The organism is Streptomyces katrae (assembly GCF_000717655.1).
Classification (GTDB): Bacteria; Actinomycetota; Actinomycetes; order Streptomycetales; family Streptomycetaceae; genus Streptomyces; species Streptomyces katrae_B.
Genome location: NZ_JNZY01000043.1, coordinates 1 through 22,019 on the forward strand (window position 1 = coordinate 1; position 22,019 = coordinate 22,019).

The 22,019-nt window shown below is 70.5% G+C and carries 28 protein-coding genes and 2 pseudogenes; 23 read left to right on the forward strand and 7 right to left on the reverse strand.

Going from position 1 to position 22,019, the window contains the following annotated elements:
• From IF09_RS0133350 to IF09_RS0133360, 3 genes and pseudogenes are all read left to right on the forward strand, one after another.
• A pseudogene (locus tag IF09_RS0133350) lies at window positions 1–280 on the forward strand (ATP-dependent helicase); the annotation flags it as partial.
• Window positions 281–326: 46 nt separating this feature from the next.
• Entirely contained in the window at window positions 327–731 is a 405-nt protein-coding gene (locus IF09_RS0133355; RefSeq protein ID WP_030302218.1) for a CBS domain-containing protein, read from the forward strand.
• Window positions 732–780: 49 nt separating this feature from the next.
• Entirely contained in the window at window positions 781–1,092 is a 312-nt protein-coding gene (locus IF09_RS0133360) for an SCO5918 family protein (protein ID WP_030302220.1), read from the forward strand.
• A gap of 105 nt (window positions 1,093–1,197) precedes the next feature.
• Here IF09_RS0133360 and IF09_RS0133365 read toward each other — a convergent pair whose 3' ends face one another.
• Window positions 1,198–1,557 carry a hypothetical protein gene (locus IF09_RS0133365; protein WP_030302231.1) on the reverse strand — a complete coding sequence of 120 codons (360 nt, stop codon included), beginning with the start codon at window positions 1,555–1,557 and terminating at the stop codon, window positions 1,198–1,200.
• 801 nt (window positions 1,558–2,358) lie between these two features.
• On the opposite strand from IF09_RS0133365, the gene IF09_RS0133370 reads away from it, so the two are divergent.
• Complete coding sequence (locus IF09_RS0133370) at window positions 2,359–2,697, forward strand: MerR family transcriptional regulator (protein WP_030302233.1); 339 nt, start codon at window positions 2,359–2,361, stop codon at window positions 2,695–2,697.
• A 228-nt stretch (window positions 2,698–2,925) separates the two neighbouring features.
• On the opposite strand, the gene trhA is transcribed toward IF09_RS0133370, so the two are convergent.
• Window positions 2,926–3,711 carry a PAQR family membrane homeostasis protein TrhA gene (gene trhA / locus IF09_RS0133375; RefSeq protein WP_078613608.1) on the reverse strand — a complete coding sequence of 262 codons (786 nt, stop codon included), beginning with the start codon at window positions 3,709–3,711 and terminating at the stop codon, window positions 2,926–2,928.
• Between the two features lie 218 nt (window positions 3,712–3,929).
• On the opposite strand from trhA, the gene IF09_RS0133380 reads away from it, so the two are divergent.
• Window positions 3,930–4,490: a hypothetical protein gene (locus tag IF09_RS0133380; RefSeq protein ID WP_030302238.1), complete on the forward strand. Its 561-nt coding sequence runs from the start codon at window positions 3,930–3,932 to the stop codon at window positions 4,488–4,490.
• Between the two features lie 162 nt (window positions 4,491–4,652).
• Here the strand turns inward: IF09_RS0133380 and IF09_RS0133385 are convergent, their stop codons facing one another.
• Window positions 4,653–5,555 (reverse strand): helix-turn-helix domain-containing protein, encoded by a 903-nt coding sequence (locus tag IF09_RS0133385; protein WP_051833353.1) that lies wholly within the window; start codon window positions 5,553–5,555, stop codon window positions 4,653–4,655.
• 444 nt (window positions 5,556–5,999) lie between these two features.
• Between IF09_RS0133385 and IF09_RS0133390 the strand changes: the two genes are divergently transcribed.
• The 8 genes from IF09_RS0133390 to IF09_RS0133425 all read left to right on the forward strand — a co-directional run bounded on the left by IF09_RS0133390 (window position 6,000) and on the right by IF09_RS0133425 (window position 11,461).
• Window positions 6,000–7,334, forward strand: a complete 1,335-nt coding sequence (locus IF09_RS0133390; RefSeq protein ID WP_063607461.1) for an ice-binding family protein — start codon at window positions 6,000–6,002, stop codon at window positions 7,332–7,334.
• A gap of 381 nt (window positions 7,335–7,715) precedes the next feature.
• Window positions 7,716–8,255, forward strand: a complete 540-nt coding sequence (locus tag IF09_RS0133395) for a DUF5819 family protein (RefSeq protein WP_324606885.1) — start codon at window positions 7,716–7,718, stop codon at window positions 8,253–8,255.
• Between the two features lie 43 nt (window positions 8,256–8,298).
• On the forward strand, window positions 8,299–9,366 hold the full coding sequence (locus IF09_RS0133400; protein ID WP_030302245.1) for an HTTM domain-containing protein: 1,068 nt from the start codon (window positions 8,299–8,301) through the stop codon (window positions 9,364–9,366).
• Window positions 9,363–9,563, forward strand: coding sequence for a hypothetical protein (locus IF09_RS0133405; RefSeq protein WP_030302247.1), 201 nt, complete (start codon window positions 9,363–9,365; stop codon window positions 9,561–9,563). The genes IF09_RS0133400 and IF09_RS0133405 overlap by 4 nt, the downstream gene beginning before the upstream one ends.
• A 181-nt stretch (window positions 9,564–9,744) precedes the next feature.
• Window positions 9,745–9,981: a hypothetical protein gene (locus tag IF09_RS47575; protein WP_234321245.1), complete on the forward strand. Its 237-nt coding sequence runs from the start codon at window positions 9,745–9,747 to the stop codon at window positions 9,979–9,981.
• A gap of 106 nt (window positions 9,982–10,087) precedes the next feature.
• Window positions 10,088–10,666, forward strand: coding sequence for a DUF5994 family protein (locus IF09_RS0133415; protein ID WP_030302253.1), 579 nt, complete (start codon window positions 10,088–10,090; stop codon window positions 10,664–10,666).
• 5 nt (window positions 10,667–10,671) lie between these two features.
• A complete protein-coding gene (locus tag IF09_RS41065; protein WP_158710124.1) occupies window positions 10,672–10,860 on the forward strand; it encodes a hypothetical protein in 189 nt (62 codons plus the stop codon).
• A 328-nt stretch (window positions 10,861–11,188) separates the two neighbouring features.
• Window positions 11,189–11,461 carry a hypothetical protein gene (locus IF09_RS0133425; protein ID WP_030302255.1) on the forward strand — a complete coding sequence of 91 codons (273 nt, stop codon included), beginning with the start codon at window positions 11,189–11,191 and terminating at the stop codon, window positions 11,459–11,461.
• Window positions 11,462–11,637: 176 nt separating this feature from the next.
• Here the strand turns inward: IF09_RS0133425 and IF09_RS47580 are convergent.
• From IF09_RS47580 to IF09_RS0133435, 3 genes and pseudogenes are all read right to left on the reverse strand, one after another.
• Window positions 11,638–11,832: pseudogene (locus IF09_RS47580) on the reverse strand (SixA phosphatase family protein); the annotation flags it as partial.
• Window positions 11,829–12,659, reverse strand: coding sequence for a hypothetical protein (locus IF09_RS0133430; protein WP_037636729.1), 831 nt, complete (start codon window positions 12,657–12,659; stop codon window positions 11,829–11,831). The gene IF09_RS0133430 and the pseudogene IF09_RS47580, both read right to left, overlap by 4 nt.
• Before the next feature lie 215 nt (window positions 12,660–12,874).
• Entirely contained in the window at window positions 12,875–13,510 is a 636-nt protein-coding gene (locus IF09_RS0133435; RefSeq protein WP_030302259.1) for a TetR/AcrR family transcriptional regulator, read from the reverse strand.
• Window positions 13,511–13,639: 129 nt separating this feature from the next.
• Here IF09_RS0133435 and IF09_RS0133440 point away from each other — a divergent pair, with 129 nt between their 5' ends.
• The 4 genes from IF09_RS0133440 (at window position 13,640) to IF09_RS0133455 (ending at window position 16,301) form a co-directional block, all read left to right on the forward strand.
• On the forward strand, window positions 13,640–14,578 hold the full coding sequence (locus IF09_RS0133440) for an alpha/beta fold hydrolase (RefSeq protein ID WP_030302261.1): 939 nt from the start codon (window positions 13,640–13,642) through the stop codon (window positions 14,576–14,578).
• A gap of 401 nt (window positions 14,579–14,979) precedes the next feature.
• Window positions 14,980–15,192 (forward strand): hypothetical protein, encoded by a 213-nt coding sequence (locus IF09_RS46555; RefSeq protein WP_051833355.1) that lies wholly within the window; start codon window positions 14,980–14,982, stop codon window positions 15,190–15,192.
• Window positions 15,189–15,893, forward strand: a complete 705-nt coding sequence (locus tag IF09_RS0133450) for a restriction endonuclease (protein WP_030302266.1) — start codon at window positions 15,189–15,191, stop codon at window positions 15,891–15,893. The genes IF09_RS46555 and IF09_RS0133450 overlap by 4 nt, the downstream gene beginning before the upstream one ends.
• Window positions 15,894–16,100: 207 nt before the next feature.
• Window positions 16,101–16,301: a hypothetical protein gene (locus tag IF09_RS0133455; protein WP_030302268.1), complete on the forward strand. Its 201-nt coding sequence runs from the start codon at window positions 16,101–16,103 to the stop codon at window positions 16,299–16,301.
• Between the two features lie 102 nt (window positions 16,302–16,403).
• Here the strand turns inward: IF09_RS0133455 and IF09_RS0133460 are convergent, their stop codons facing one another.
• Complete coding sequence (locus IF09_RS0133460; protein ID WP_030302271.1) at window positions 16,404–17,672, reverse strand: ATP-binding protein; 1,269 nt, start codon at window positions 17,670–17,672, stop codon at window positions 16,404–16,406.
• 292 nt (window positions 17,673–17,964) lie between these two features.
• Between IF09_RS0133460 and IF09_RS0133465 the strand changes: the two genes are divergently transcribed.
• The 6 genes from IF09_RS0133465 to IF09_RS0133490 all read left to right on the forward strand — a co-directional run bounded on the left by IF09_RS0133465 (window position 17,965) and on the right by IF09_RS0133490 (window position 21,900).
• Window positions 17,965–18,930: an NAD(P)H-dependent flavin oxidoreductase gene (locus IF09_RS0133465; RefSeq protein ID WP_030302273.1), complete on the forward strand. Its 966-nt coding sequence runs from the start codon at window positions 17,965–17,967 to the stop codon at window positions 18,928–18,930.
• A 230-nt stretch (window positions 18,931–19,160) separates the two neighbouring features.
• Entirely contained in the window at window positions 19,161–19,571 is a 411-nt protein-coding gene (locus tag IF09_RS0133470; protein ID WP_030302275.1) for a VOC family protein, read from the forward strand.
• A gap of 121 nt (window positions 19,572–19,692) precedes the next feature.
• Window positions 19,693–20,139, forward strand: coding sequence for a helix-turn-helix transcriptional regulator (locus IF09_RS0133475; protein ID WP_030302277.1), 447 nt, complete (start codon window positions 19,693–19,695; stop codon window positions 20,137–20,139).
• A gap of 5 nt (window positions 20,140–20,144) precedes the next feature.
• The gene (locus IF09_RS0133480) at window positions 20,145–20,768 is read left to right on the forward strand and encodes a glyoxalase (protein ID WP_030302279.1); all 624 of its coding nucleotides are present in this window, start codon (window positions 20,145–20,147) and stop codon (window positions 20,766–20,768) included.
• 96 nt (window positions 20,769–20,864) lie between these two features.
• On the forward strand, window positions 20,865–21,317 hold the full coding sequence (locus IF09_RS0133485) for a pyridoxamine 5'-phosphate oxidase family protein (RefSeq protein ID WP_030302281.1): 453 nt from the start codon (window positions 20,865–20,867) through the stop codon (window positions 21,315–21,317).
• A gap of 100 nt (window positions 21,318–21,417) precedes the next feature.
• On the forward strand, window positions 21,418–21,900 hold the full coding sequence (locus IF09_RS0133490) for an iron chaperone (RefSeq protein ID WP_030302284.1): 483 nt from the start codon (window positions 21,418–21,420) through the stop codon (window positions 21,898–21,900).
• Window positions 21,901–22,019 lie beyond the last annotated feature (119 nt).

Below are 22,019 nucleotides of genomic sequence, written 5' to 3' on the forward strand. Positions count from 1 at the left end.
CGGCAGCGTCGTCACCCTCGTCACCCCCAACCAGCGACGCGACATGACCCGCCTCATGCAGGCCGCCGGGATCACCCCGCAGACCACCCAGGTCCGCTCGGGCGAAGAGGCCCTGAGCCGGATCACCGGCGCCCAGGCCCCCTCCGGCATCCCCGTCGTCATCACCGCACCGGTCGTCGAACGCGCCAAGCGCAGCGCGGCCTCCCGCGGCAGGCGTCGGCCCGCTTCGACGGTCCGGCGTGTGAGCGTGCGGCAGTCCGCCTTCGATGCGGCGGCCTGAGAACCACGTGATCAGGAAACTCACCCATCTCTGCAGGAGGCACGTTTTGACGCTGGTCCAGATGCAGCCCCGCTCGGCGAACGCCCATCCTGTGCGACGGACGGTGGACGACGGGATGGAGGCGGCCGGTCCACAGGTCTGTGACGACATGACGGTCGAGGTGGCCCTGGCCGTCATGGCCAGTGCCCGCGCGGGTCATCTGCTCGTCTGCGACGAGGACGGCCTGTGCACGGGGCTGTTCACTCCCGCCCAGCTCGGCGCCGTCCGCGACAGCGCCGCGTACACGGACCAGGTCCGTCTCCGCGACGTCCTCGGCGACCGCGGGCCGTTCACCTCGCCCCTCACCGCGATGGCCGAAGCCGAGCACGCGATGCGCTACCGCCGGCTCGCTGCCCTGCCCGTCGTCGACGAGCAGGGCAGCGCTCTGGGCGTCCTCACCCTGGCCCGCTGAACCGCCTCACGGCAGCACGACCATCCCCTTCTACTTCCTGTGAGGCAACATGCGCTGTGTCATCGCCCGTTTTCCGTTCGACCTGACCAAGAGCGGTGTCCTGGAGTCGATGAAGGGCGTCAAGCCCGAGCAGGTCATCGGCGAGTCCGTGATCATCGGCCGGCGTACTTACCCCGTCAAGCAGGTCGGTCAGGTCATCACCCGCCAGGACCGCCGCGACTTCAGCTCCGGCGAAGTCCTCCGGGCCATGACCCAGCTCGGGTTCACCTGCCGCGGCCTTCCCCGGGCCTCCGTGCCCACGCGTGTCCTCAGCCCGCTCCAACAGGCTTCCGCGATGCTCGGCATCCCGGTGACCGTCTGACGGACAGGACCGGTGCGAGCCGGCACCCGAACAGCGAGGAGGGCCCGACCGGCGCGCGCCGGTCGGGCCCTCCCGCGTACCCAGGGGTTTCTTGCGCGACGCCGGTCAGTGGTCGGAGTAGCTGAAGTCGCCCACGGTCCAGGCGCTGACGTCCGCGATCGAGACGCGGTACATCCCACCCGTCTCCGGGATGCCCACCGTGCCCTGAAGGATGCGGGCCACGTGGAAGTGCAGATGGGTGGGCGGCCCTTCCCGGGGTGTCGTTGCGGTGAAGATGGCGGCGAACTCGCCCAGGCGGGCGGAGTCTGTCAGGACCTCCGACACCCGCTGCCTCCACACGGCTTCGGGGGCCAGCCGACCGGTGATGACAGTGCCACCGGTGACCACGGTCAGGGACATCTGATTGCTCTGCCCGGACTCCACCAGGGTGGCAACGTCAACGAGCAGCTCGTCAGGCTTCGACATGAGACCCGATTTTATGCACCGGCCGTCCTGTCCTCTCGACCGGTAGCGCTATCCGTCGAGCAGAGCACTGACCGTCTTGCCGCCGTAGGCCCGACGGGTGACCCGTCGAGGACGGCTCGCGCGACATCGCGTGCCTCTGCAACAGCCCGGCGTGGAGCACGCGGGGGATCCCACGCGCTCGGCTGCGCCCCTCCCGAGCCCCTGAACTGCCGTGCCGTCCGTCTGCGATCCCGGGGCGACCGTGAAGGTCTAGCTCTCCTCGGCGAGCACGAAAATCTATGGTGGCTGGAGTAGACATTGGGCGGTGGCCTGGCTATGGTTTCTCTCGTAGCCCAGAGAGACAGCAGGGCCCGGCAGAGACGAACTGCCGGGCAGCAGTACCCGCAGTTGCAGTTCGCATGACGGTGCGGTGGTGGAGTTCCGAAGCCAGGGTTGTTGCAGGACGGCGACGCGCAGGACGGGCAACGGGGCTGGCTGCCGAAGAGTGGCGCTGGATCAGGCCACCAGCAGTACGCAGTAGAGCAGTAGCAGCAGTTGATCACCGAGGGAAGAACGGAGGAGCCGAGCACCATCAGGATCGCCCGGGCGGAAGTCTGAGCCCGGGTACCGCAGGACATCGATAGTGAGGTGGTCTCCGGTCAAGCAACCGCGATCCCCGCACTCCCGGCAGCACCTCGGTCGGGTCGGCGGAAACACAGGGTCGGCGCAGTATCAGGGCCGGCAGATGGTGTAGTAGTTCCTTCGGGGCCCTGGTGCCGTACGGCACCAGGGCCCCTCCATGCGTTCCATGAGAGAGGTTCAATGACAGCAGACGACTCGTTCGACCGTCTCGACGACGACGATTACCCCGCCTACACCATGGGCCGGGCCGCCGCCATGCTCGGCACCACCCAGGGCTTCCTCCGCGCCATCGGCGAAGCCCGCCTGATCACCCCGCTCCGCTCCGAGGGCGGCCACCGCCGTTACTCCCGCTACCAGCTGCGCATCGCCGCCCGCGCCCGCGAACTCGTCGACCACGGCACCCCCATCGAGGCCGCCTGCCGCATCATCATCCTCGAGGACCAGCTCGAGGAAGCCCAGCGCATCAACGCCGAATACCGCCGCGCCGCCGAATCAACCGCACCGCCGCCCTCGGCCTGAGGCGAGGGTGCCCGCAGGCATCGGCGTGCCGCGCGGCCGGGGGGCGGCGTTCGCGCAACCGCCCCGCTTCGGTCGTCCTCGTCGGGTCGTGGCTGCAAGCCGGGTTGTGGACGGAGCGCTGTTCAGGCGCTGATGCTTCTGTGAGATCCGCCCCGGCGTCAGCGCTGCGCGTGGCCTGATGGGTGCCGTGCCAGTCCAAGCCATGCGCGCATCAGAACGACGTCATGGTCAGTAGGCGACGAGGAAGATGGCGAGGTAGTGCGCGGTGAAGGCCGCCACGGTCAGGGCGTGGAACACCTCGTGGTAACCGAACCAGCGGGGTGACGGGTCGGGCCGCTGGAGGGCGTACACAACCGCACCCGCGCTGTAGAGGAGCCCGCCGGTCACGATCAAGGCGAGTACGGCCGCCCCGCCACTGTGCAGAAAGTCGGGCAGGTAGTACACCGGTGCCCATCCCAGGGCCAGGTAGCAGGGGGTATACAGCCAACGGGGAGCTCCGACCCACAGGACACGGAAGGCGATGCCCGCCAGTGCGCCCGTCCACACGATCCACAGGAGGACGGACTGCTGGTCAGGGGAGAGAAGGAGCACAGCCAGCGGGGTGCAGGTTCCTGCGATGATCAGAAAAATGTTGGCGTGGTCGAGGCGGCGCAGAACGGCCTCGCCGAGTGGTCCCCAGGTGCCGAGGTGGTAGACGGCGCTCGTCCCGAACAGCAGCCAGGCGGTGACGGAGTACACGGTGCAGGCCAGGGCCGCGTGCGGTTTCCCTGCCAGGCAGACGAGGACGATGCCCGCGGCCAGCGATGCGGGGACCATTCCGGCGTGTAGCCAGCCCCGCAGCTTCGGCTTGATCGGCTCCACCAGATCGGCCGCTCGCTCGACCAGATCGGTAACCGGGTGGGAGTCCCCGTGTCCTCCAACCCCTGCTGCGGAAGAAGCGCTGTCGGCTTCGGCGTCGTCTCGGGACACTGCTTCCCGTCCGGGCTGGGAGTGCTGGGCATCACTGGCAACCATGCGTTCATGCTAGGAGCCCGCCCGCCACAGCCGTCCCAGAGGTCCGCCCCGGATCCCCCGGACGGCTCGGCGAACGTGGCCCGTTCACCCGCCTCATGGTCCGCTCCTGGCGGTCTGCCACCGACTGAGGTCGTGAAAGTCGTGTAATTCGGCGGGCCGTGGGAACGATCAGGGCTTCCGAACGAGCCTCTCCGCTCTCCTACGTTCAAGGATCGCCGATGCTTCCCGAGTTCCGCTCCCACGCATCCGTCCCCCTCTCCCATCAGCTGGAACAGCGGCTGGGACTGGACCCACGTCTCGAAGCCGGCCGAATCGACGTGGAGCGCGTTGCCGACATCGCCGTCGTCGCATCGGCCCACTCCGACGGGTACGCGGCCACCGCGCACCTCCTCGGACTGCTGGCCGCGCTCCCCGCTCCCACGGAGGCTGGAGAACGCTTCTGGTCCGACTTGTGGAGGTCTTCGGGCTCCCTCTATCTGCTGCCCGCCAACATCAAGTCGTGGGTCCTGAGTTCGCTGGCCGGAGAGGGCACCGGTCTGGCCGGGCAGATCCTGTCGGCTGTCGACGAGATGACCCCGCCCCAGCGCATCGCAGCCGGAGAGGTCATCGGCCAGGCACTCTCCGAGTCCGACCACCTCCCCGACCTCAAGACGCAGGTCATCGGCGAGCTGTGGCTCCGCGACCTCGAACTCACCGCCTGGCGCGTTCTGCACGCGGACCACAAATCAGCCGATCCGGCCGAACGCAAGGCCTTCCTCGACGCATGGACGAGGGTCTGAGCGACGCATCACCCGCGTCGCGGCCTTCGGAAACCCGCCCCACCGGGAGTCCGAGCCTGCTCGTACGCCCCTGCCCTGGCGAGGCCACCTCGGGGGTGCGGGCGCATGTGAGTGTCCTCGGCCCCCGCGCACAGAAGATGGCGCGGCTGTACCGCACGGCGATCACGGATGCGGCGGGGGTAACAGGCAGCAGTCCGGGCGGAATTCCGTGCCGACGTACGCCTTGATGGCTTCCGTGATGAACTGCCGAGTGCTGTCCGGGCTCAGGGCCTGGGCCTGCAAATGTGCATACATGTCTCCGTAGAGCCGCACGTCGGATCGTTTCTCCAGATAGAGGTCGCTGGTGAATCTCTCCAGATACACCACGCTCACATCGGTGGCGTCGGCGAACTCGAGCAGTGAGAACTGTCCTGAGACACCCGGATGAGCCCCCGCCTCGTGGAGGAGAACCTGCACGGTGATGTGCGGCTGGGCACCGAGCTGGGTCAGATGCTCCAGCTGCTCGCGCATGACCTCGCGGCTGCCTACGACGCGCCGCAGAGCCGACTCGTCCAGCACGGCCCACAAGCGCAGCGGGTTGTCGGGGGTGCCCAGTCGGTCCTGGCGCCGCAGCCGTACCTGGAGGCGGGTGGCGGTCTGGTCGGCGGTGGCGTGAGGGATCGTTCCTGCGATGACCGCCCGGGCGTAGGCGGGGGTCTGCAGCAGGCCCGGGATCACCAGGGGCTCGTAGGTCCGGATCGCGGAGGCCTCAGCCTCCAGGCCGATGTAGGCGCCGTGCGCAATGTCGCCGTAGGTGTTCCACCAGCCCTTTCGGCCCGATTCCCCGGCCAGCTGCATCAGGTCGCCGACGAGCCGCTGGTCCTGGACTCCGTACAGCTGGCAGAGATCACGCACGTCGCGTGGCTTGATGAGGCGGTGTCCGTTCTCCAGGAGGCTGATCTTGGGCTGGGAGATCAGCAGTCGCTCCGCCACCTGCTGCGTCGTCATACCGCTGGCCTGCCGGAGCCGGCGTAGCTCCGATCCCAACCGACGCCTGCTGACGGTGGGATTGATGGTGACGCCCACGGGGTGTGTTCCTCCGCTCCGAGAACCTTGTCCTGGCGAGCAGACTGCCATGGCCCAGAGGGAGTTGGGTCCGCCTTGATGCCGTGTCGCGCACTGCCGCCAACCGGTTCGGTTCCGCTGCCGCCTCTTGAATTCTCGCAGCTCAGGCCAAGGACGCACAGGAATACGCGATTTCCTCCACGAGGACCATTAAGCCCTTTCGGCTATTTGTATTATCGGCCCGTCGGCGCGAATGGCGGTTGGCGCGGAAATCGCCGAGCAAATCCCGGCCCTTTGTAAGTTTCTGCGTAATATGCCAGCGACAGTGAGACGGTCCTGTGCGGCCGAGACCGTCAATTACGCCACCATCCACTCACAGGAGTTGGCCCCTCGATGACGCTGAATACTTCTGGCGCGGCGCTAAGGCGCACAACGCCAGCCTGGATCGCGACGGTCCTCGCCACGGTGATCGCCACTGCCGTGGTCGCGGTGACGCCGACCCGGGCGAATGCGATCGCAACACCCGTACCTCTGGGCACGGCCGCCAGCTTTGCCGTGCTGGCCGGCTCGGGGATCACCAACACCGGGCCGTCGGTGATCACCGGCGACCTCGGAGTGAGCCCAGAAACGGCCATCAGCGGATTCCCGCCCGGCATCGTGTTCGGTACCCAGCACTCCGGCCCGGTTGACCCTGTGGGCCTCCAGGCCAAGAGCGACCTGGTCGTGGCGTACAACAACGCCGCCGGACAGTCCACGGACGCAATCCTTCCGCCGGACGCCGGCGGCCTGACGCTGGTTCCCGGCGTGTACACCGCCCCCTCCACTCTCGGGCTCACCGGCACCCTCACCCTGAACGCCCAGGGCAACCCCAACGCCGTGTGGGTGTTCCAGGTCGGTTCAGGTCTGACCACGGCTAGCTCCAGCAACGTGTCCCTCATCAACGGGGCATCACCCTGCAACGTCTTCTGGCAGATCGGGAGTTCGGCCACCCTCGGCACGGAGACCAACTTCATCGGCACCATCATGGCGCTGACCTCGATCACTCTGAACACGGGCGCGGACATCATCGGACGCGCGCTGGCCCGTAACGGCGCGGTGACGATGGACACCAACACGATCAACCGTGGGACGTGTGACGCAGGCACCACCGGCGGAACCACGGGCGGTCTGGTCACGGGCGGCGTCATCGCCGGCACCACGACGGGCGGCACCACGACGGGCGGCACCACGACAGGTGGCACCCCCACGACAGGTGGCACCCCCACGACAGGTGGCACCCCCACGACAGGTGGCACCCCCACGACGGGTGGCACCGCGACTGGCGGCCTGCTCGGCGGCGTACTCGGCGGCGCGACGACGGGCGGCGCCAATGGCGGCCTGCTCGGCGGCGTACTCGGTGGGGTGACGACGGGTGGAGGCCTCATTGCAGGTACCGCCACGGGTGGCGTCACGGGCGCGACGACGGGCGGAACCAACGGTGGCGTGACCGGCGGCATTCCCAAGCCGCCCGGCAAGCCCGGCAAGCCTGGCTGGCCTAGCCATGACATCCCCGGCTGGCCCGGTCACGATAAGCACGACAAGGGCGATAAGCACGACAAGGGCGACAAAGGCGACAAGGGCGACAAGCACGAAAAGCAGGGCAGGCCCGACCACGGGGATCACGGCGGGCCCGACGACGGGCACCACGAGGGGGCCGACCACGGGAACCACGAAGGACCCGACCAGGGTCAGCCCAAGGAACCCGACCACGGGGATCGCGATCAGCACGGCGAGCACGACGGCTGGGGACGCGACGAGTGAGTACTCCGCACGCAGGGCGGATCGAAGACGGTGAGTCGCGCGTAGCTCTCTCGGCGGTCTGAATGCCCAGGCAGTCACGCACGACACGCGAGTAGGACGGGTGGCGCGCGACGGATCGTCCTCGATCCCGTCGCGCGCCGCTCGCGCAAGCCGGAAGGAGCGGATGGATGAGCAGTCTGGATGGGAAGGCCGGGTGGGGTCGTGCCGGGTGGTGTCACGTCAGCGGACGTGAAGGAAAGGGAGCACTCAGGATCCGGGCCGGCAGAAAGCGGCCACGGCGGTGGTCCGGAGTCGTACTCGGGTGATTCCGGGCCGCGACGCCGGCTGGGGGCGGGAACAGGAGCCGTCATCGTCCTGTGCCTGGCGACGACGCTCATCCACGTGCTCCTGGTCTTCCTGCATGTGGCGCCGCCGAATGCCGTCTCACAGCTGTACAGCGGGCCGATCAACGCGTGGGTCTATCCGCTCTTCGAGCAGAACTGGCGCCTCTTCGCCCCGGATCCCGAGTCGGTCAACCGGCAGATTTCGGCGAGGACCCGGCACACCGCCCCTGACGGCAGTGTGAGGATGAGCGGCTGGTTCGACCTGAGCGCTGTGGACGACTCCGCCGTCGAGCACGACCCCTTCCCGAGCCACACGGCGCAGAACATGCTGCGCCGGGCCTGGAGTTCCTACCTCGAAGCGTTCGGCGGTGACGACGAGCCGCATTCGGAGCGGGCCGTGATGATGCAGACGTACCTGCGCAACATCGCGGCGGACCGCGTCGCCGCCCACCGGCGCGGCTCCTTCGACTCCATCCAGCTTCGGGTGATCACGCTCCCCGTCGCTGCCCCGGACGCATCAGGTGCTACCCGCCAGGCCGCGCCCATCGACACCCGTTACCTGCCCTGGTGGAAGGTGGCCCCGCATGGAACAGACTGAGCCGACACCGGCAGCCACGCCCACCCGACCGGCGGGGCAGCACATGCTCGACCGCATGGGCGTGCTCATTGCCCTGCTGATCGAGCGGCCGGTCTCCTTGTACGCCGCGGCGGTCCTGCGCATCGGGTACGGGCTGCTCTATTTGGTCTTCCTGCTGCGCGAGTTCCCGCACCGCGACGAGATCTGGGGGCCGGGGTCGCCGTGGACGCCCGCGCTGGCGCGGCAGCTGTTCGACCAGACCGAGTGGTTCAGCATCCTCACGCTGTCCGACAGCCGGGCGTACTTCGAGGCTTGCTACGCGGCGGCTGTCGTGACGTCCGCGCTGTTCATGCTGGGTTGGCGGACCAGAGCGGTGTCCGTGCTGTTCGCGGTCGTGGTGGCGTCCTTCCACGCTCGGGCGGTCTTCATGACGGACGGAGGCGACAACCTCTTCCTCCTCATGGCCGTGTACCTGGTCTTCACCGCGTCCGGCCGCCGCTGGTCCCTGGACGCACGCAGGAAGGCGAGTCCGGCAGCGGACGGCGGGCGGCACCGGAGCCGGTTCCGCGAGTTCGGCCGCACCGCGACCACCGTGCTGCACAACTGCGGCATGTTCGTCATCGCAGCCCAGGTCTGCTTCCTCTACGGATCCGCGGGCCTGTACAAGGTGCAGGGCGGCTCCTGGGGCAACGGGACCGCCCTCCACTACGTGCTGAACCTCGACCTTTTCCGGCCGTGGCCCGCGCTGTCCCTCCTGTTGGATGCCCACCCGGTCGCCATCGCCATTGCCGGCTACCTGACGGTGCTGCTGCAGGTCGCGTTCCCGTTCGTCCTGTTCGGCAGGCTCAAATACCCCGTCCTGATCATGCTGGTGAGCCTGCACCTCGGGATCGCAGTCCTCTTGGGGCTTCCGATCTTCTCCGGAGTGATGATCGTCGCGGATGCCGTTTTCCTTCCGGATCGCTTCTACCGGTCCTTGGCGCACCTGTGGCCGCGAACCTTCCAGCCGGCAGGCTTCAGAAAAAGGCAGGCTCCGACCCGGGGAGATTCCGCACTCGTCCCGACCCAGCCCGGGCCGGGCGGCTCAGTCAGGCCGCCTGTCGAAGCCGTGAGCCGGCCACCGGCACGGTGACCGCGCCCGCCGCCTTCCCCGACGACGGCGTGGCATGGGCCCGGACGCGAGGGGATGACGGCGGAGCCCCGCCGGCGGGCCCGGACGGCCCGGGCCCCTGCGCCAACCACGCGGAGGAAGGCTTCACCTCGGGCGACTCCTCGTGGCGCTACGCTGCCGGGCTGCCTACCAAGATCCTGTCGATCGAGGTGCGCTGACTCCATGTCGACCGCTGGCCCGTATCGGCGGGACACATCTCTGCTGTCGGATGGTTACCAGGGGGCATATCCTGATAAATAGGTCGTCGCACTCTCACGTGTGGCGTCCGGAAGGGCGACCCCGGCGTATGAATGCGCCGGGGTCGTTGTGTCACCGTCATCACGCCGCAGGGGGTGAGGCATGATCCATTCAGCCGATGTACGAGAGTGGCGCGACTGTGCCGTCCTCGACGCGAAAGGGCACCGCATCGGCGCTCTGAAGAAGGACCCTGCCCTCGGCACCGACGACGTCCTGCCCGCGGAGGAAGAAGCAATCTTCCAGCAATCGGTGCGCCTGTCTCACGGTGCTCCGCCGCTGCGGTCGAGCGGCCGGAATTACCCGCCAACCAACACCCCCCTCGGCCTCGGACCGGAGTAGGCTCGAAGCACCGGGAGTATTCCGTACACCCGCTCCCTCGCGGACGTCGTTTCCGGCGATCACTGCACCGGGCCGTCCTCGGCCGGCCTGGAGACGGGTCCGCGTCATGGCCACGACGACACCTGACCGCGCTGTTGCAGGCACACCTGCACCCACGCGCCCGGCGCGCTTGTCCCTTACGCCGAACACCATGCTCGCCGGTCAGCTGGACGGTGCCTGGTGGCCGTACTCCCGTGACCTCGAAGCCGAGCTCCCGGCTCTCGCCGCCGCTCTGGACGAGCCCTGGGGGCGCATAACCCGCGTCACCGTGAACCCCACCCGCTGGCCCGTCGTACCGCACACGGTTGCCGTCGGCGCCCGCACCGTGCACGTGGGCTGGTTCACCGAACAGGACCCCGACAAACTGATCCTGCTCTCCTACACCGTCGGCCGCTGGGACCTCCTCGTCATCCCGCCCGAGTGCGAACCCGCCGCCGCTGCCCGTCTGATGGCCGCCGCGGCGATCCCCGGCAGCGTCCTGACGGCGGGCGTCCTGATGGCCAACGAAGCCGTCATCGGGCGCGGCATCCGCGACGCCCGCCGCCGGGAAGCCGCCTGGGAGGGCGAAGGCGGGGCCTGCATGTCCCCCTTCGGGAACCCCATGGGCCGAAGCGCCCTCCCCCTGCCCGCCAACGGCTGGAGGTGAGCTCCGTGGAGACCATCGTCCTCATCGCGGTGATCATTCTCGCGATCGCCATCGGAATGCGCTGGATCCACCTGCTCAACGCCCAGCACGACGCGCGGATCGAGGCCTATCACTTCACCGACCCCCTGCCGAGGCCTCCCGGCCTGCCGGACGACACCAGTCGTCGAGCCCACCACACCGATGCCGACCGGTGAGGAGCAGACCTTCCTCCGACCGGGGGCAGCGGTCGGGGCGTTTCGGCGCCCCGACCGTCGGCCTCTCGCCCACTCCGAAGGGAACCACGCCCACGTGAAGTAGATCGAGACCTGGACACTGCCGTCACTCGGGCACGCCGAGGTACGGATCATCCCGGCCTCGACGGCGACACCCGCCTCCACCTCACCGTGGACACGGCGACACCCGCCGGCCCCGCCCGCTCCTGGCCGGCCACCAGCAGGACCCCCGTCGGTACCGGCGCCCACTCCGACGAGACCTGAGAGCCCCGGCCCCGGAGCCCGGCTCCGCACACGAGAGGACGCGGTCATGGCCACACTGCGCGAACGCAAGACCTACCGCGAACAGGTGCTCCGGGTCCTGTACGAAGCCGTCGAAGGCAACCGCCTCCTCGGCATCACCGGAGCGCAGCTGCGGCACGACCTCCACGTACCGGAAGAGGACCTGGCCGCCGCCTGCACCTACCTGGCCGGCGAAGGACTGATCACCGTCGACTGGGAACCGGGCAACACCCCCGCAATGGTCACCCTCACCCACGAGGGAATCCGGCGCATGGAGGCAGAGGAGGAAGAGCGCGGCTGAGCCCGTGTACCGACCGGTGCCGTGCCGTGCCGTGCCGTGCCGTGCCGTGCCGTGCCGTGCCGTCAAGGGTTCGCGCCGCGTGGCACGACCATGTCCGTCAGCCGGGCGGCGATTTCGCACAGGTCTGCTCCGGCGCGTAGCCGTCCCCCTCACCAGCAAGCAACAGAACCAGCCCTGCGCCGGGGTTGTGCCGCGGAGGAACACACGGCGAGGTCGGGAACACAGCCGGTCTCGCGCAGCCGGCGGCCGGCTGCTGGAGCGTCGCGGCGGCCACGGGGGGCGAGCGGCCGCTCGGAGTCGGCCACGTCCGGCGGCCGGGCCGACTTGGCGTGCCGCAGGACGGCCGGGCGCCGCACGTTGCCCGACATCATGACGTCGCGTGGTGCTGGTGGCCGACCTCGCGCGCGAGATCCAGCCCCAGGACGCGGTCGAGAAAGGCGAACGTCTCGAACTTGGCACCCGCCGGCAGGTCGGCGCGCTCCGCCACACGGGCCAGCGTGTCCAGGACAGCGGGGACACCGAGATCATCGGCCAGCGCGGCCTGGCCCTGTCTCAGCACGTCGGCAGGGACTGGCCGGGACGGTTGCTGCGCCCAGTCGGCCACCTGCTGCCGCCAGTGCCGCAGCGCCTGCCGGGCCTCGGCGAGCGCGGCGCTGGTGATCGTGACCGGCATGCGGTGGGCGTGGCCGAGCAACAGCATCCTCACAGCCAGCGGATCGGTCCCCTCCGGGACGAATGCGTCCAGGGGGCCGGAGGCGAGGAGGGGGACACGGTCGGGGACTCCCCCGTCCGGTGGTGCTGCGCTCACCCGGCCCACATCGATCCGGACCCCGCCGGTGGCGTCCTGCATGGCGGAGCCGTACGCGAGCACGTGCACGTCGGCAGCGGCGCAGGGTGCCTCGGTCGGAAGGTGCGCACCGACGGTGGCGGGCGGGTGGATGCCGAGCACGGCCATGGCGCGATCGAGTGCCTCGGCTTGCCCGTGCGGCAGGTCCGGCGTGGTGAGGACCGTGAGGGACTGCAGGCCGTGCAGTTCAACGGCGCGCGCCAGTACGTCGCCGACCAGGGGCGCCCGCAGGTGCACCACGCCGATCCCGCTCTCGACGACCGGCAGATGGACGCAGATGCGCAGCAGGTGGCGGTGTGCGGACGGGATCTCCACGAGGCGGCCAGTGCGGGTGTCGGCGATACGCAGCATGATGCGGAGGCTAGTCGTGGAAACCTCCGTTACGGGGGAGGACCTGACCAGGACGCCGACGTTGTGGCATGACGCGTGTCGCGCAGAGCGGGGTCCGCTTCGAGTCCAGGCAGGAGGTCAGCTGAGCTGTCTTGCTTGCACGCGCGAAGCAGGCCCAGCGCCGCAGCACCGACCGGCGGGGTGCCGGCGCCGGAAGCGGGGTACTTCGCGACGCGTCAGTTCGATCCCGCTCCCCTCTCGGACGCGTCGGCAGTCGTGAAGATCCGGTCCAGGTGGTGGCGGAGCACCGCGCTCGCCGACTCCGGGCTCCGCTGGCCGACGAGGATGCTGGTGCCCAGGGTCGCCGCCATCGCGAGCAGGCTGATCGCCTCCGTGCGCGCGTCGGCGTCGGGGTCGGCCAGGCCGGTTCCCTGCGCCTGCTCGAGCAGTCCGGTCAGGGCGTTCTCCGCGGCGACGGGGTTGTCGATGAAGGGCTGCGCAGCCAGCGCCTCGTCGGTCACGGACAGGATCGCGTAGGAGCTGTACAGCAGGTGGAACGTACGGCTCTCCTCGTCGGTCGGCAGCGAGGCCGACAACAGTGCCTCCACCGTGGCGCGCGGGCCCGGGTCCGGGCCGGCGGCGGCCAAGCGGGCACCCACCCTCGCGGTGAAGCGGCCGGTCAGGTGGCGGAGACCGTAGAAGAGCAGCTTCTCCTTGGTCTCGAAGTAGTACTGCACGAGCCGGAGCGACACACCGGCCTCTGCGGCCACGTCGCGCATGCCGACGGCATGCAGCCCCCGCCGCCCCGCGACCTGGATGAGCGCCTCGGCGATCTGGGCGCGCCGCTCCTCGTGATCAACGCGTTTTGGCATCTGCCGGTGTCTCCGCCCGTGGGTGAGGGGTTCGCAGCCCAGATTCCCTGGACCCCGTCATGGTACCGCCGTACCATCAACATGGTACGGTCGTACCACGAAGAACGGATCTTCACAGGAGGTGCCGCCGTGCCCGAGAACACCGCCCGCGTACGCCGCGATGTCGGCCGCTACGTCAACGATGCCCTGCGCGACCGCTACTTCGCCGCCGCCGACGTCCTCTACGCGATGGGGGCACCCGCCCGCTCCGAGACGGACGTGGAGACCAGCTTCGGCACCACCCACGTCTACCGGTACGGGCCCTCGGACCCCGCCGCGGACTCCCGGACCCCGATCGTCCTGATCCACGGCGCCGGCTACAGCTCGGCGATGTGGTACCCCAACACCCCCGGGCTCAGCCTTGACCGCCCCGTCTACGCCCTCGACACCCCGGGGGACGCGGGGCGCAGCGTCCACCGCGAGCCCATGTGGCAGCCCGAACGCGCCGCCCAGTGGATGGACGAGGCCCTCGAGGCGCTCGGCCTCGACCGGGTCCACCTTGTCGGCTCCTCCTACGGCGGCTGGCTGGTGCTCAACCAAGCCCACCGGCGGCCCGCACGGCTCGCCTCGGTCACCGCCCTCGACCCGGGCGGCCTGGAGAAGGTCGGCCTGCGCTTCTTCGCCTGGGTCTTCGTGAGCCTGTTCGCCACCTTCGCCCCGAAGGCGCTGCGTCCCCGGCTCGCCAGGTGGCTGGACCAGCCGGTCATCGCCGTACCCGAGATGCGCAAGTGGATCCAGCTCGGCGCCCGCGCGTACCGGATCCGCCGGCCCGCACCGCTGCCGCTGGCCGAGGACGCGCTGCGATCCATCCGGACCCCGCTCTACGTCATCATGGGCAAGCACAGCCTGCTGGTACACCCCAAGCGGCAGCTGGAACGCGTACCGCGCCTCATCCCCGGAGCCCGCGCCGAGATCATCACCGGGACGGGGCACGGCCCGCAGATCGACCACCCCGACATGGTCAACGCCCGGATGCTGTCCTTCATGGAGGACGTCGACTCCCTCGACCCTGCGTCGGTCGACGCCTAAGGGCTGTCCCGTAATCCCCGGTGGATCAGCGCGCGGCGTCGGATGCGGTGCATCGCAAGGCGGAGGAGCGTCCGCATACTGGGCGTATTCGGCACCGAGGCCCACTGGTTCGCGGCGACGGGCTCCGGACCGCGCCCCCGTCCCCGGGGCGACGGGAGAGGCGCGCCGCGTCCGACACGCAGGCAGACGCCCACCGTTCAACAGGTGATCGCAACTGGTGATCAAACAGCGACGCGCTGTCAGTGGCGAGTGGTTTCATGGGTCAGTGGTGCGCAGGGAGGCGCAACACGGAGGGTGAGGGGGATGCAGCTGTGCCCTGGATCAGGGATTACGTGCGGTCCGACGGCACGCCCGTCACGGGCCATGTCCGGCTCCCGGCGGGTGCGCGGCGGGAAACCGCAATGCTGGGCGTGTTCGTGGCCGGAGTCTTCGTATTCGGCAACGGCAGCACGACCGCAGGGCCGGGTGCGGAGCCGGGTCAGGAGTTACCCCGGCCGCAATCGACGGTGGTCTACCCGATCAAGTGGCCCGCATGGGACAACAAGCCGGCGCCGCAGCCGGTGCCGACGGTCTCCTATCCGATCGTCTTCCCCAGCGCGGGGAGCGGCCGGTGACCCGGCGGCCGCCCGCAAGGCGGCGGAGGCGCGGTGGCACCTCGCGGCGCCGCAAGAGCAGGGGCTCGGAGGAGCTGGGCCTCCTCGGGCTGGCGGCCCTGGCGGTCGTCAGCCTGGTCGTGGCGATCCTGGCGTGGCTGGCCGCCCATCCTTGGGTCGTGGCCCTCCTGCTGCTGGCAGGAGCCGGCGCGGGCGCCCTGTGGATGCGCCGCCGCCAGGAAGCAGCCCGATGGGAACGAGTCCGGGTCCAGGGCCTGCGCTACGCCGTCGAGCACCTCGACAGCCTCCACCACAACGACTTCGAGTTCGCCGTACGCGACCTCATGCACCGCGACGGCTGCGCCGACGCGCAGAAGGTCGGCGGCCGGGGCGACAACGGCGCGGACGTCAAAGCCACCGACCCCTACGGCCGCCGCTGGGTGATCCAGTGCAAGCACCGCAAGGCCGGCTGGTCCGGATCCGCGGTCGGCACCCCCGACCTCCAGGTCCTCAACGGCACCGGCCGCCAGATACACGGCGGCGACGTCCTCGTCATGCTCACCAACGGCCGCTTCTCCAAGCCCGCCCTCGACTTCGCCAAGTCCCAGCGCCTCCACCTCGTCGACCGCCACCTCCTCGCCCAGTGGGCCACCGGATCCCGCCCCTTGTGGGAGCTCCTCCGCGCCGTCCCCCCGCCCCGCAAGCCTGCTTCTCTCTCCTGACCACAGGGAGAGGGACAGCGCGAGCGCCTCGACAGGCCGGGGCCTGGATACACCGACGGGGCCCGGCACGGCGTGCCCGGCCCCCTCACACGAAGGGGGAGGCGTCATCCGTGTGCCTCGCTTCGCAGTCGACGTGATGCCGACCGTCGCCGTACGTGTCAGCGTGATCAGAGGAAGCCGTACCCCACGCCAAGAGGAGCCGCCGTCATGGACGGTTCGCAGGAAAAGCGTCAGGACTCGGGCAAGGGCCGCGAGGCGCAGGAGCACCATCGCCCCGGAGACCCCGCGCAGCCCAAGCCGGGCAGGCACTCCCGCGAGAAGGGACAGAAGCCCGGCCAGAAGGAGGCCTCGCGCCGCCACGAGGACGACCTGCTGCGCGAAGAGGACCTGCACGACGAGGGGCTCTGAACAGCGCACGACACGCCCACAGGCCGGCCGGTCCCCAGTCACTCCGGGACCGGAAGGGTTCACCGGGTCACGACGCCCGGGCCAACCTCCCCGGACGCAGCACTAGATGCGGGCGAACTTCTCGGTCTGGTGGGCGAACTCCTCGGCCATGGCGGCGCTGACCGTGGGCCTGGTGTCGCCGATCGTGCGCAGGTAGTCCTCGGTGCCGGGGCGGGCCCGGACTCCGGTGTCGAAGGTGCGCTCGAACTGGACTTGGGAGACGGTACGCGCCACATGGGCGATGTCGGCGGGGGTGAACCCCTCGCTGGCGGCCGACAGCACCGCGCTGTCGGCCTCGGCGCCCGCTCGGGCCAGGTAGCTCTCCCAGAGCGCGGTCCTCGCGCGGTCGTCGGGCGGGCCGATCGGCAGCACGTAGTCGAAACGGCCGTGCCGCAGGAACGCGGGGTCGAGCGTGGTCACGTCGTTCGTGGCGCAGACGAGCAGCCGACCGTCCTGGCTCCGGAACCGGACGATCGCCTTGAGCAGTTCGTTGACGACGCCGACCGCGGTCGCGTCCGCGCCGCTCCGGGCCCCCGCGATCTCCTCGACCTCGTCGATGAAGACCAGGACGTGGTCGAGCCGGGCGCTCTCGTCGAAGCGCCGGTTCAGCCCGCTCGCCAGCCCGTACTCGGCGGCCAGCCGGGCGGGGAACAGTTCGAGGAAGGGCCATCCCAGACGGCTGGCAATTGCGTGCGCGAACGTGCTCTTGCCGGTCCCGGGGGGACCGAACAGCATCACCGCCCGCGGCAACTCCACCCCGTGCTGGGCGGCCAGCCCGGGGTGGGCCAGTGGCAGGACCAGGCGCCGTTCGATGAGTTGCTTCTCCCTCTGCATGCCCGCGACCTTCTGCCACAGCCCCCCTGGCGGCAGCTCCGCTCCGAGCGACGCGAGCATGCTGACCGCCTGAGGGGTGACCCGCCCGCGCTTCTCGAAGAAGACCAGGCCCGGACGGGCGCCGAAGCCGCAGTTGTGCAGGGCGGTGGCACCGGTCTCGCCGTCGGGCAGGACGGCGTGCATGGTTCGGACGCCACCGGCGTACAGCCGGTGCTCCAGGGCCGTGATCAGGTCGCTGCCCAGCCCCCGGTGCCTCCAGGCAGGCGCCATGCAGATGCGCAGGATCCACGCCCGGTCACCCTCCACCCTGCTCACGGCGGCGCCGACCACCACCTCGTCCGCCGTGGCCACCACCGCCGGGTGGAGGGCCTGAAGGGCCGCCACGGCGTCCGAGAGCTGAAAGAGAGGTGCCTCTTCGGCCGTGCCGCTCTCGGCGTCGACTCGGATCACCGCTTCGAGATCGTCCTGGGTGTAGTCCCTGACGCGCCAACCCGTCATGCCCAGCTCCCCGCGTTCGGCCGTACTCCCATCATCGGCCGATGTGCGGGACGCGCACGCCGGGCGAACGGTGTGGTCCCACGGACCTCCACGGCGACGCCGGTGCAGCGGGTGCGAGCCCGGTGACCGCGACGGCGGCCTCCCCGCTCTCGTACCGCCTCACGCTGCCTGGGGCCGGTGACGGCGCCCAGGGGGACACGCGCGTCCGGCCGCGGGACGATGGACGCAGGAGCGCGCGGTGCGGACGGCGCCGCTCAGCGCCGGGGCCGGGCGCAGGTGCTGGAGGTGCAGGATGCTGACCACCCCTGTATGCCGACTTCTCGGTATCGACGCCCCGGTCGTCTGCGCGGCCTTCGGCCCCTGGGACGAGGTCGATCTCGCCGCGGCGGTGTGCCGGGCGGGCGGCCTGGGCAGTCTGGGCACCGCCGTACGGCCCCTGCCGGACCTGAAGGAGCAGTGGACCCGGCTGCGGCAGCTGACGGACCGGCCCTTCGCGATCAACCACACGACCCGCCCCCTCAACGAGGAGGCGTTCCAGGCCACGATCGAGGAACGGCCGGCAGCGATCTCCTTCCACCTCGCGGTGGCGCCCGACCTGATCGCCCGGGCGCACGACGCCGGCATCCTCTGGATCCAGCTGGTCACCGACATCCGTCAGGCCGACGAGGCACTGCGGGCCGGAGCGGACGTGCTGGTCGCGCAGGGCGGCGAGGCCGGCGGCCACGGCGGGGACGTCGGCACGATGGTGATGGTCCCCGACGTCGTGGACCTGGCGGACGACGTACCCGTCCTCGCGGCCGGCGGGATCGCCGACGGCCGGGGCCTGGCCGCGGCCCTGGTACTGGGCGCGCAGGGCGTGCTCATGGGGACGCGCTTCCTCGCATCGTCGGAGATGAGCGTGTCGCAGGCGTGGAAGAGCCGGATCGTCGACTCCGCCGCCGCGGACGCGGTGCGGGTCGAGGGCAGCGAGCGGATCCTGCCCCCGTTCAACCGCCCCGGCAGCGCCGGGGTACCGCGCTGCCTGCGCACGCCGCTGGTGGACGCCCTGCGCGAGCATCCCGAGCAGGTCGACCCCGAGGAGATCGTGCCCCGCGTCATGGCCGCGATCCGGGCCGGCGGCGGCGAGGAGTACCTGCCCTTCACCGGCCAGTCGACCGCCCTCGTGCACGAGGTCCTGCCGGCCGGCGAGATCGTCCGCCGGACGGTACGGGAGGCCGAGGCGGCACTGGCCGCGGCCGCCCACGCCATCGGCCGGTGACCGTACTGCGCGATCAGCCGCTCGAGGTGGCGGGCGGGCCGCCTTGCGCGCGGCCCCGATGTCGTCCGGTGGTCCGATGACGGACCCCCGCGGGCCTGTGCGCCCAGGTGCGGCCACCGCTCGTCGGATGGGCCGCCGCTCCGGCGGTCTGAGCCGGCGGCGTGAGCCGTGGCCTCGACGGATCAGGAATCGAGAAGCCCGGTCGCCGCGCCGCGGCTAGCGTGATGGTCATGGACATCACCATTCACACGACCGCCCTCCCGCACGACGACCCGGACGCCGCCGTCGCCTTCTACCGCGACGCCCTCGGCTTCGAGGTCCGCAGCGACGTCGGCCAGGGCAAGATGCGCTGGATCACGGTCGGCCCCGTCGGCCAGCCCGGCACGTCCATCCTCCTGGCGCCGCCGGCCGCCGACCCCGGGATCACCGAGGACGAGCGCCGCACCATCGCCGAGATGATGGCCAAGGGCACCTACGGCTGGATCCTGCTGGCCACCCGGGACCTCGACGGCACCTTCGAGAAGGTGCAGGCCACCGACGCCGAGGTCGTCCAGGAGCCGACCGAGCAGCCGTACGGCGTGCGCGACTGCGCCTTCCGCGACCCCGCGGGCAACCTGGTCCGCATCCAGGAGCTGCGCTGACCCCGGCTGCCGCCCACTCCCCCTCACCAGCGAACACCCCGCCGCCGCCCGGCAGTTGCAGGCAGGCGCGTTGATCGCGAACATCGATGAACGGAGTTGCCTCATGTGCCATCCTGCGTGGATGAGCGCACTTACCGCCGCGCAGCGCCTGAGCGACCTCGCCCGGCTGCGGCGCGTTCGCGACCGGATCGACCGGGAGTACCAGCAGCCTCTCGACGTCGAGGCCCTGGCCCGCGGCGTGAACATGTCGGCCGGGCACCTCAGCCGCCAGTTCCGGCTGGCCTACGGCGAGTCGCCGTACTCGTACCTGATGACGCGGCGCATCGAGCGCGCGATGGCGCTGCTGCGCCGCGGCGACCTCAGCGTCACCGAGGTCTGCTTCGCGGTCGGCTGCTCGTCGCTGGGCACCTTCAGCACCCGTTTCACCGAGCTGGTCGGCATGCCGCCCAGCGTCTACCGGCGCCGCGCCGCGGACGGGGCGGCCGGCATACCGTCGTGCGTGGCGAAGCAGGTCACCAGACCCGTCAGGAATCGAGAAGCACCGGCGGCCGAGCCGGAACTAGCGTGATCTGCATGAACTCCCCCGCATCCGTCACCCTCGAGGTGGCCGACCACACGGCCGCCGACCGCTTCTACACCGCTTTCGGCCTGGGCGCCCGGGTGCGCCTGCAGGCCTCGGAGGCACCGACATCCGGCTTCCGCGGCTTCGCCCTGGCGCTCACGGTGTCCCAGCCCGCCACCGTCAACGCGTTCATCGGCGCCGCCCTCGACGCCGGCGCCACGACGGTGAAACCCGCCTCGAAGTCCTTCTGGGGCTACGGCGGCGTCGTACGGGCCCCCGACGGGACGCTCTGGAAGGTCGCCACGTCGGCGAAGAAGGACACCGGCGCGGACACCCGGCAGATCGACGAGATCGTGCTCCTGCTGGGCTCGGCGGACGTGTCCGCGAGCAAGCGGTTCTACGTCGGCCACGGCCTCGTCGTCGAGAAGAGCTTCGGCAGCAAGTACGTCCAGTTCGGCGCCCCTTCGGGCGGCATCAAGCTGGCGCTGTACGGGCGCCGCGCCCTCGCCAAGGAACTCGGGGTCCCCGCCGACGGCGCCGGGTCCCACCGGCTCGTACTGGGCAGCGGTGCCGGCTCCTTCACGGACCCGGACGGGTTCGCCTGGGAGGCCGCGTCGATGGCGCCCACGCCCTGATCCCGTCACCGCGGACCCGGCACCGGCCGCCACCGCAGGTCCGCACCGCCCGGCCCCTCACCGCCGACCGATGAGCACCGTACGACTGGAGGAAGCATGACAAGCGCGCCGCCGCGTGGGCTCGAGCAGAGGCTGCGGGACACCCGCGCGCGCCTGGAGACCGACGTCGACCTCTGGGTCGCGACGACGGGCTCCCCCGGCGTCCACCTGATCCCCCTCTCGTACCTCTGGGACGGAGCCGCGTTCCTGATCGCGACGCCGCGTTCCTCGGTCACCGGCCGCAACCTGCTGGCGGACGGCCGGGTACGGCTCGGCCTCGGGCCGACGCGCGACGTCGTCCTCGTCGACGGCACCGCCGAGCTGGTGGAACTCGCCGGGCTCGACCCGAAGACGGGCGACGCGTTCGCGGCCAGGACCGGCTTCGACCCGCGCGAGCTCGAGGAGCCCTACCAGTACTTCCTGATCCGGCCGCAGCGCATCCAGGCCTGGCGCGAGGCCGACGAGCTGCAGGGACGCACCCTCATGCGCGACGGCCGCTGGCTCGGCTGACCGCCGCGCCGCTTGCGCTGCACCCGCTGCACCCGCTGCACCCTCCGGCCCCGCCCGACCCCGGCCGCTCAGCTTCCGGGACCCGCGAGAGGAACCTGCAATGAAGAACACGGCGCAGACGTCCACCCAGAGCACCACCACCGCGGCGGACAAGAAGTACGACGGATTCACGGACGATGAGCGCGACGCGATGAAGGAACGCGCCAAGGAGCTGAAGACGACCGCGCGCCGCGGTGCGCACGCGGCCAAGGCGGACGCGGAGGGCGACGTCCTCGCGAAGATCGCCGAGATGCCGGACGCGGACCGCGTCCTCGCCGAACGCGTCCACGCCATCGTCAAGGCCAGCGCGCCGGGCCTCTCCCCGAAGCTCTGGTACGGGATGCCCGCGTACGCCAGGGACGGCAAGGTCGTCTGCTTCTTCCAGAGCGCACAGAAGTTCAAGTCGAGGTACGCGACGCTCGGCTTCAGCGACCAGGCGGGCCTCGACGACGGCACCATGTGGCCCACCAGCTACGCCCTGACGGAGCTCACCGCCACCGACGAGGCACGCATCGGCGCGCTCGTCGAGAAGGCGGCGGGCTGAGGCCGGTCCTGCCGGGACGGGCGTGCACCGGTCGGTCAGCTGCGGCGATGCCCGCCCGGCACCGGCGCACTCCCAGTACTGTCGGGCGCGTCACACCGTGAGACGCGAGAGCGCCGTGC

Excerpts from the sequence above, each read along its gene's own strand:
- IF09_RS0133360 (WP_030302220.1), top strand. The coding sequence starts at position 781 with ATGCGCTGTGTCATCGCCCGTTTTCCGTTCGACCTGACCAAGAGCGGT.
- IF09_RS0133365 (WP_030302231.1), bottom strand. The coding sequence starts at position 1,557 with ATGTCGAAGCCTGACGAGCTGCTCGTTGACGTTGCCACCCTGGTGGAG.
- IF09_RS0133370 (WP_030302233.1), top strand. The coding sequence starts at position 2,359 with ATGACAGCAGACGACTCGTTCGACCGTCTCGACGACGACGATTACCCC.
- trhA (WP_078613608.1), bottom strand. The coding sequence starts at position 3,711 with ATGGTTGCCAGTGATGCCCAGCACTCCCAGCCCGGACGGGAAGCAGTG.
- IF09_RS0133380 (WP_030302238.1), top strand. The coding sequence starts at position 3,930 with ATGCTTCCCGAGTTCCGCTCCCACGCATCCGTCCCCCTCTCCCATCAG.
- IF09_RS0133400 (WP_030302245.1), top strand. The coding sequence starts at position 8,299 with ATGCTCGACCGCATGGGCGTGCTCATTGCCCTGCTGATCGAGCGGCCG.
- IF09_RS47575 (WP_234321245.1), top strand. The coding sequence starts at position 9,745 with ATGATCCATTCAGCCGATGTACGAGAGTGGCGCGACTGTGCCGTCCTC.
- IF09_RS0133415 (WP_030302253.1), top strand. The coding sequence starts at position 10,088 with ATGGCCACGACGACACCTGACCGCGCTGTTGCAGGCACACCTGCACCC.
- IF09_RS0133425 (WP_030302255.1), top strand. The coding sequence starts at position 11,189 with ATGGCCACACTGCGCGAACGCAAGACCTACCGCGAACAGGTGCTCCGG.
- IF09_RS0133430 (WP_037636729.1), bottom strand. The coding sequence starts at position 12,659 with ATGCTGCGTATCGCCGACACCCGCACTGGCCGCCTCGTGGAGATCCCG.
- IF09_RS0133435 (WP_030302259.1), bottom strand. The coding sequence starts at position 13,510 with ATGCCAAAACGCGTTGATCACGAGGAGCGGCGCGCCCAGATCGCCGAG.
- IF09_RS46555 (WP_051833355.1), top strand. The coding sequence starts at position 14,980 with ATGCTGGGCGTGTTCGTGGCCGGAGTCTTCGTATTCGGCAACGGCAGC.
- IF09_RS0133455 (WP_030302268.1), top strand. The coding sequence starts at position 16,101 with ATGGACGGTTCGCAGGAAAAGCGTCAGGACTCGGGCAAGGGCCGCGAG.
- IF09_RS0133460 (WP_030302271.1), bottom strand. The coding sequence starts at position 17,672 with ATGACGGGTTGGCGCGTCAGGGACTACACCCAGGACGATCTCGAAGCG.
- IF09_RS0133465 (WP_030302273.1), top strand. The coding sequence starts at position 17,965 with ATGCTGACCACCCCTGTATGCCGACTTCTCGGTATCGACGCCCCGGTC.
- IF09_RS0133470 (WP_030302275.1), top strand. The coding sequence starts at position 19,161 with ATGGACATCACCATTCACACGACCGCCCTCCCGCACGACGACCCGGAC.
- IF09_RS0133475 (WP_030302277.1), top strand. The coding sequence starts at position 19,693 with ATGAGCGCACTTACCGCCGCGCAGCGCCTGAGCGACCTCGCCCGGCTG.
- IF09_RS0133480 (WP_030302279.1), top strand. The coding sequence starts at position 20,145 with ATGAACTCCCCCGCATCCGTCACCCTCGAGGTGGCCGACCACACGGCC.
- IF09_RS0133485 (WP_030302281.1), top strand. The coding sequence starts at position 20,865 with ATGACAAGCGCGCCGCCGCGTGGGCTCGAGCAGAGGCTGCGGGACACC.
- IF09_RS0133490 (WP_030302284.1), top strand. The coding sequence starts at position 21,418 with ATGAAGAACACGGCGCAGACGTCCACCCAGAGCACCACCACCGCGGCG.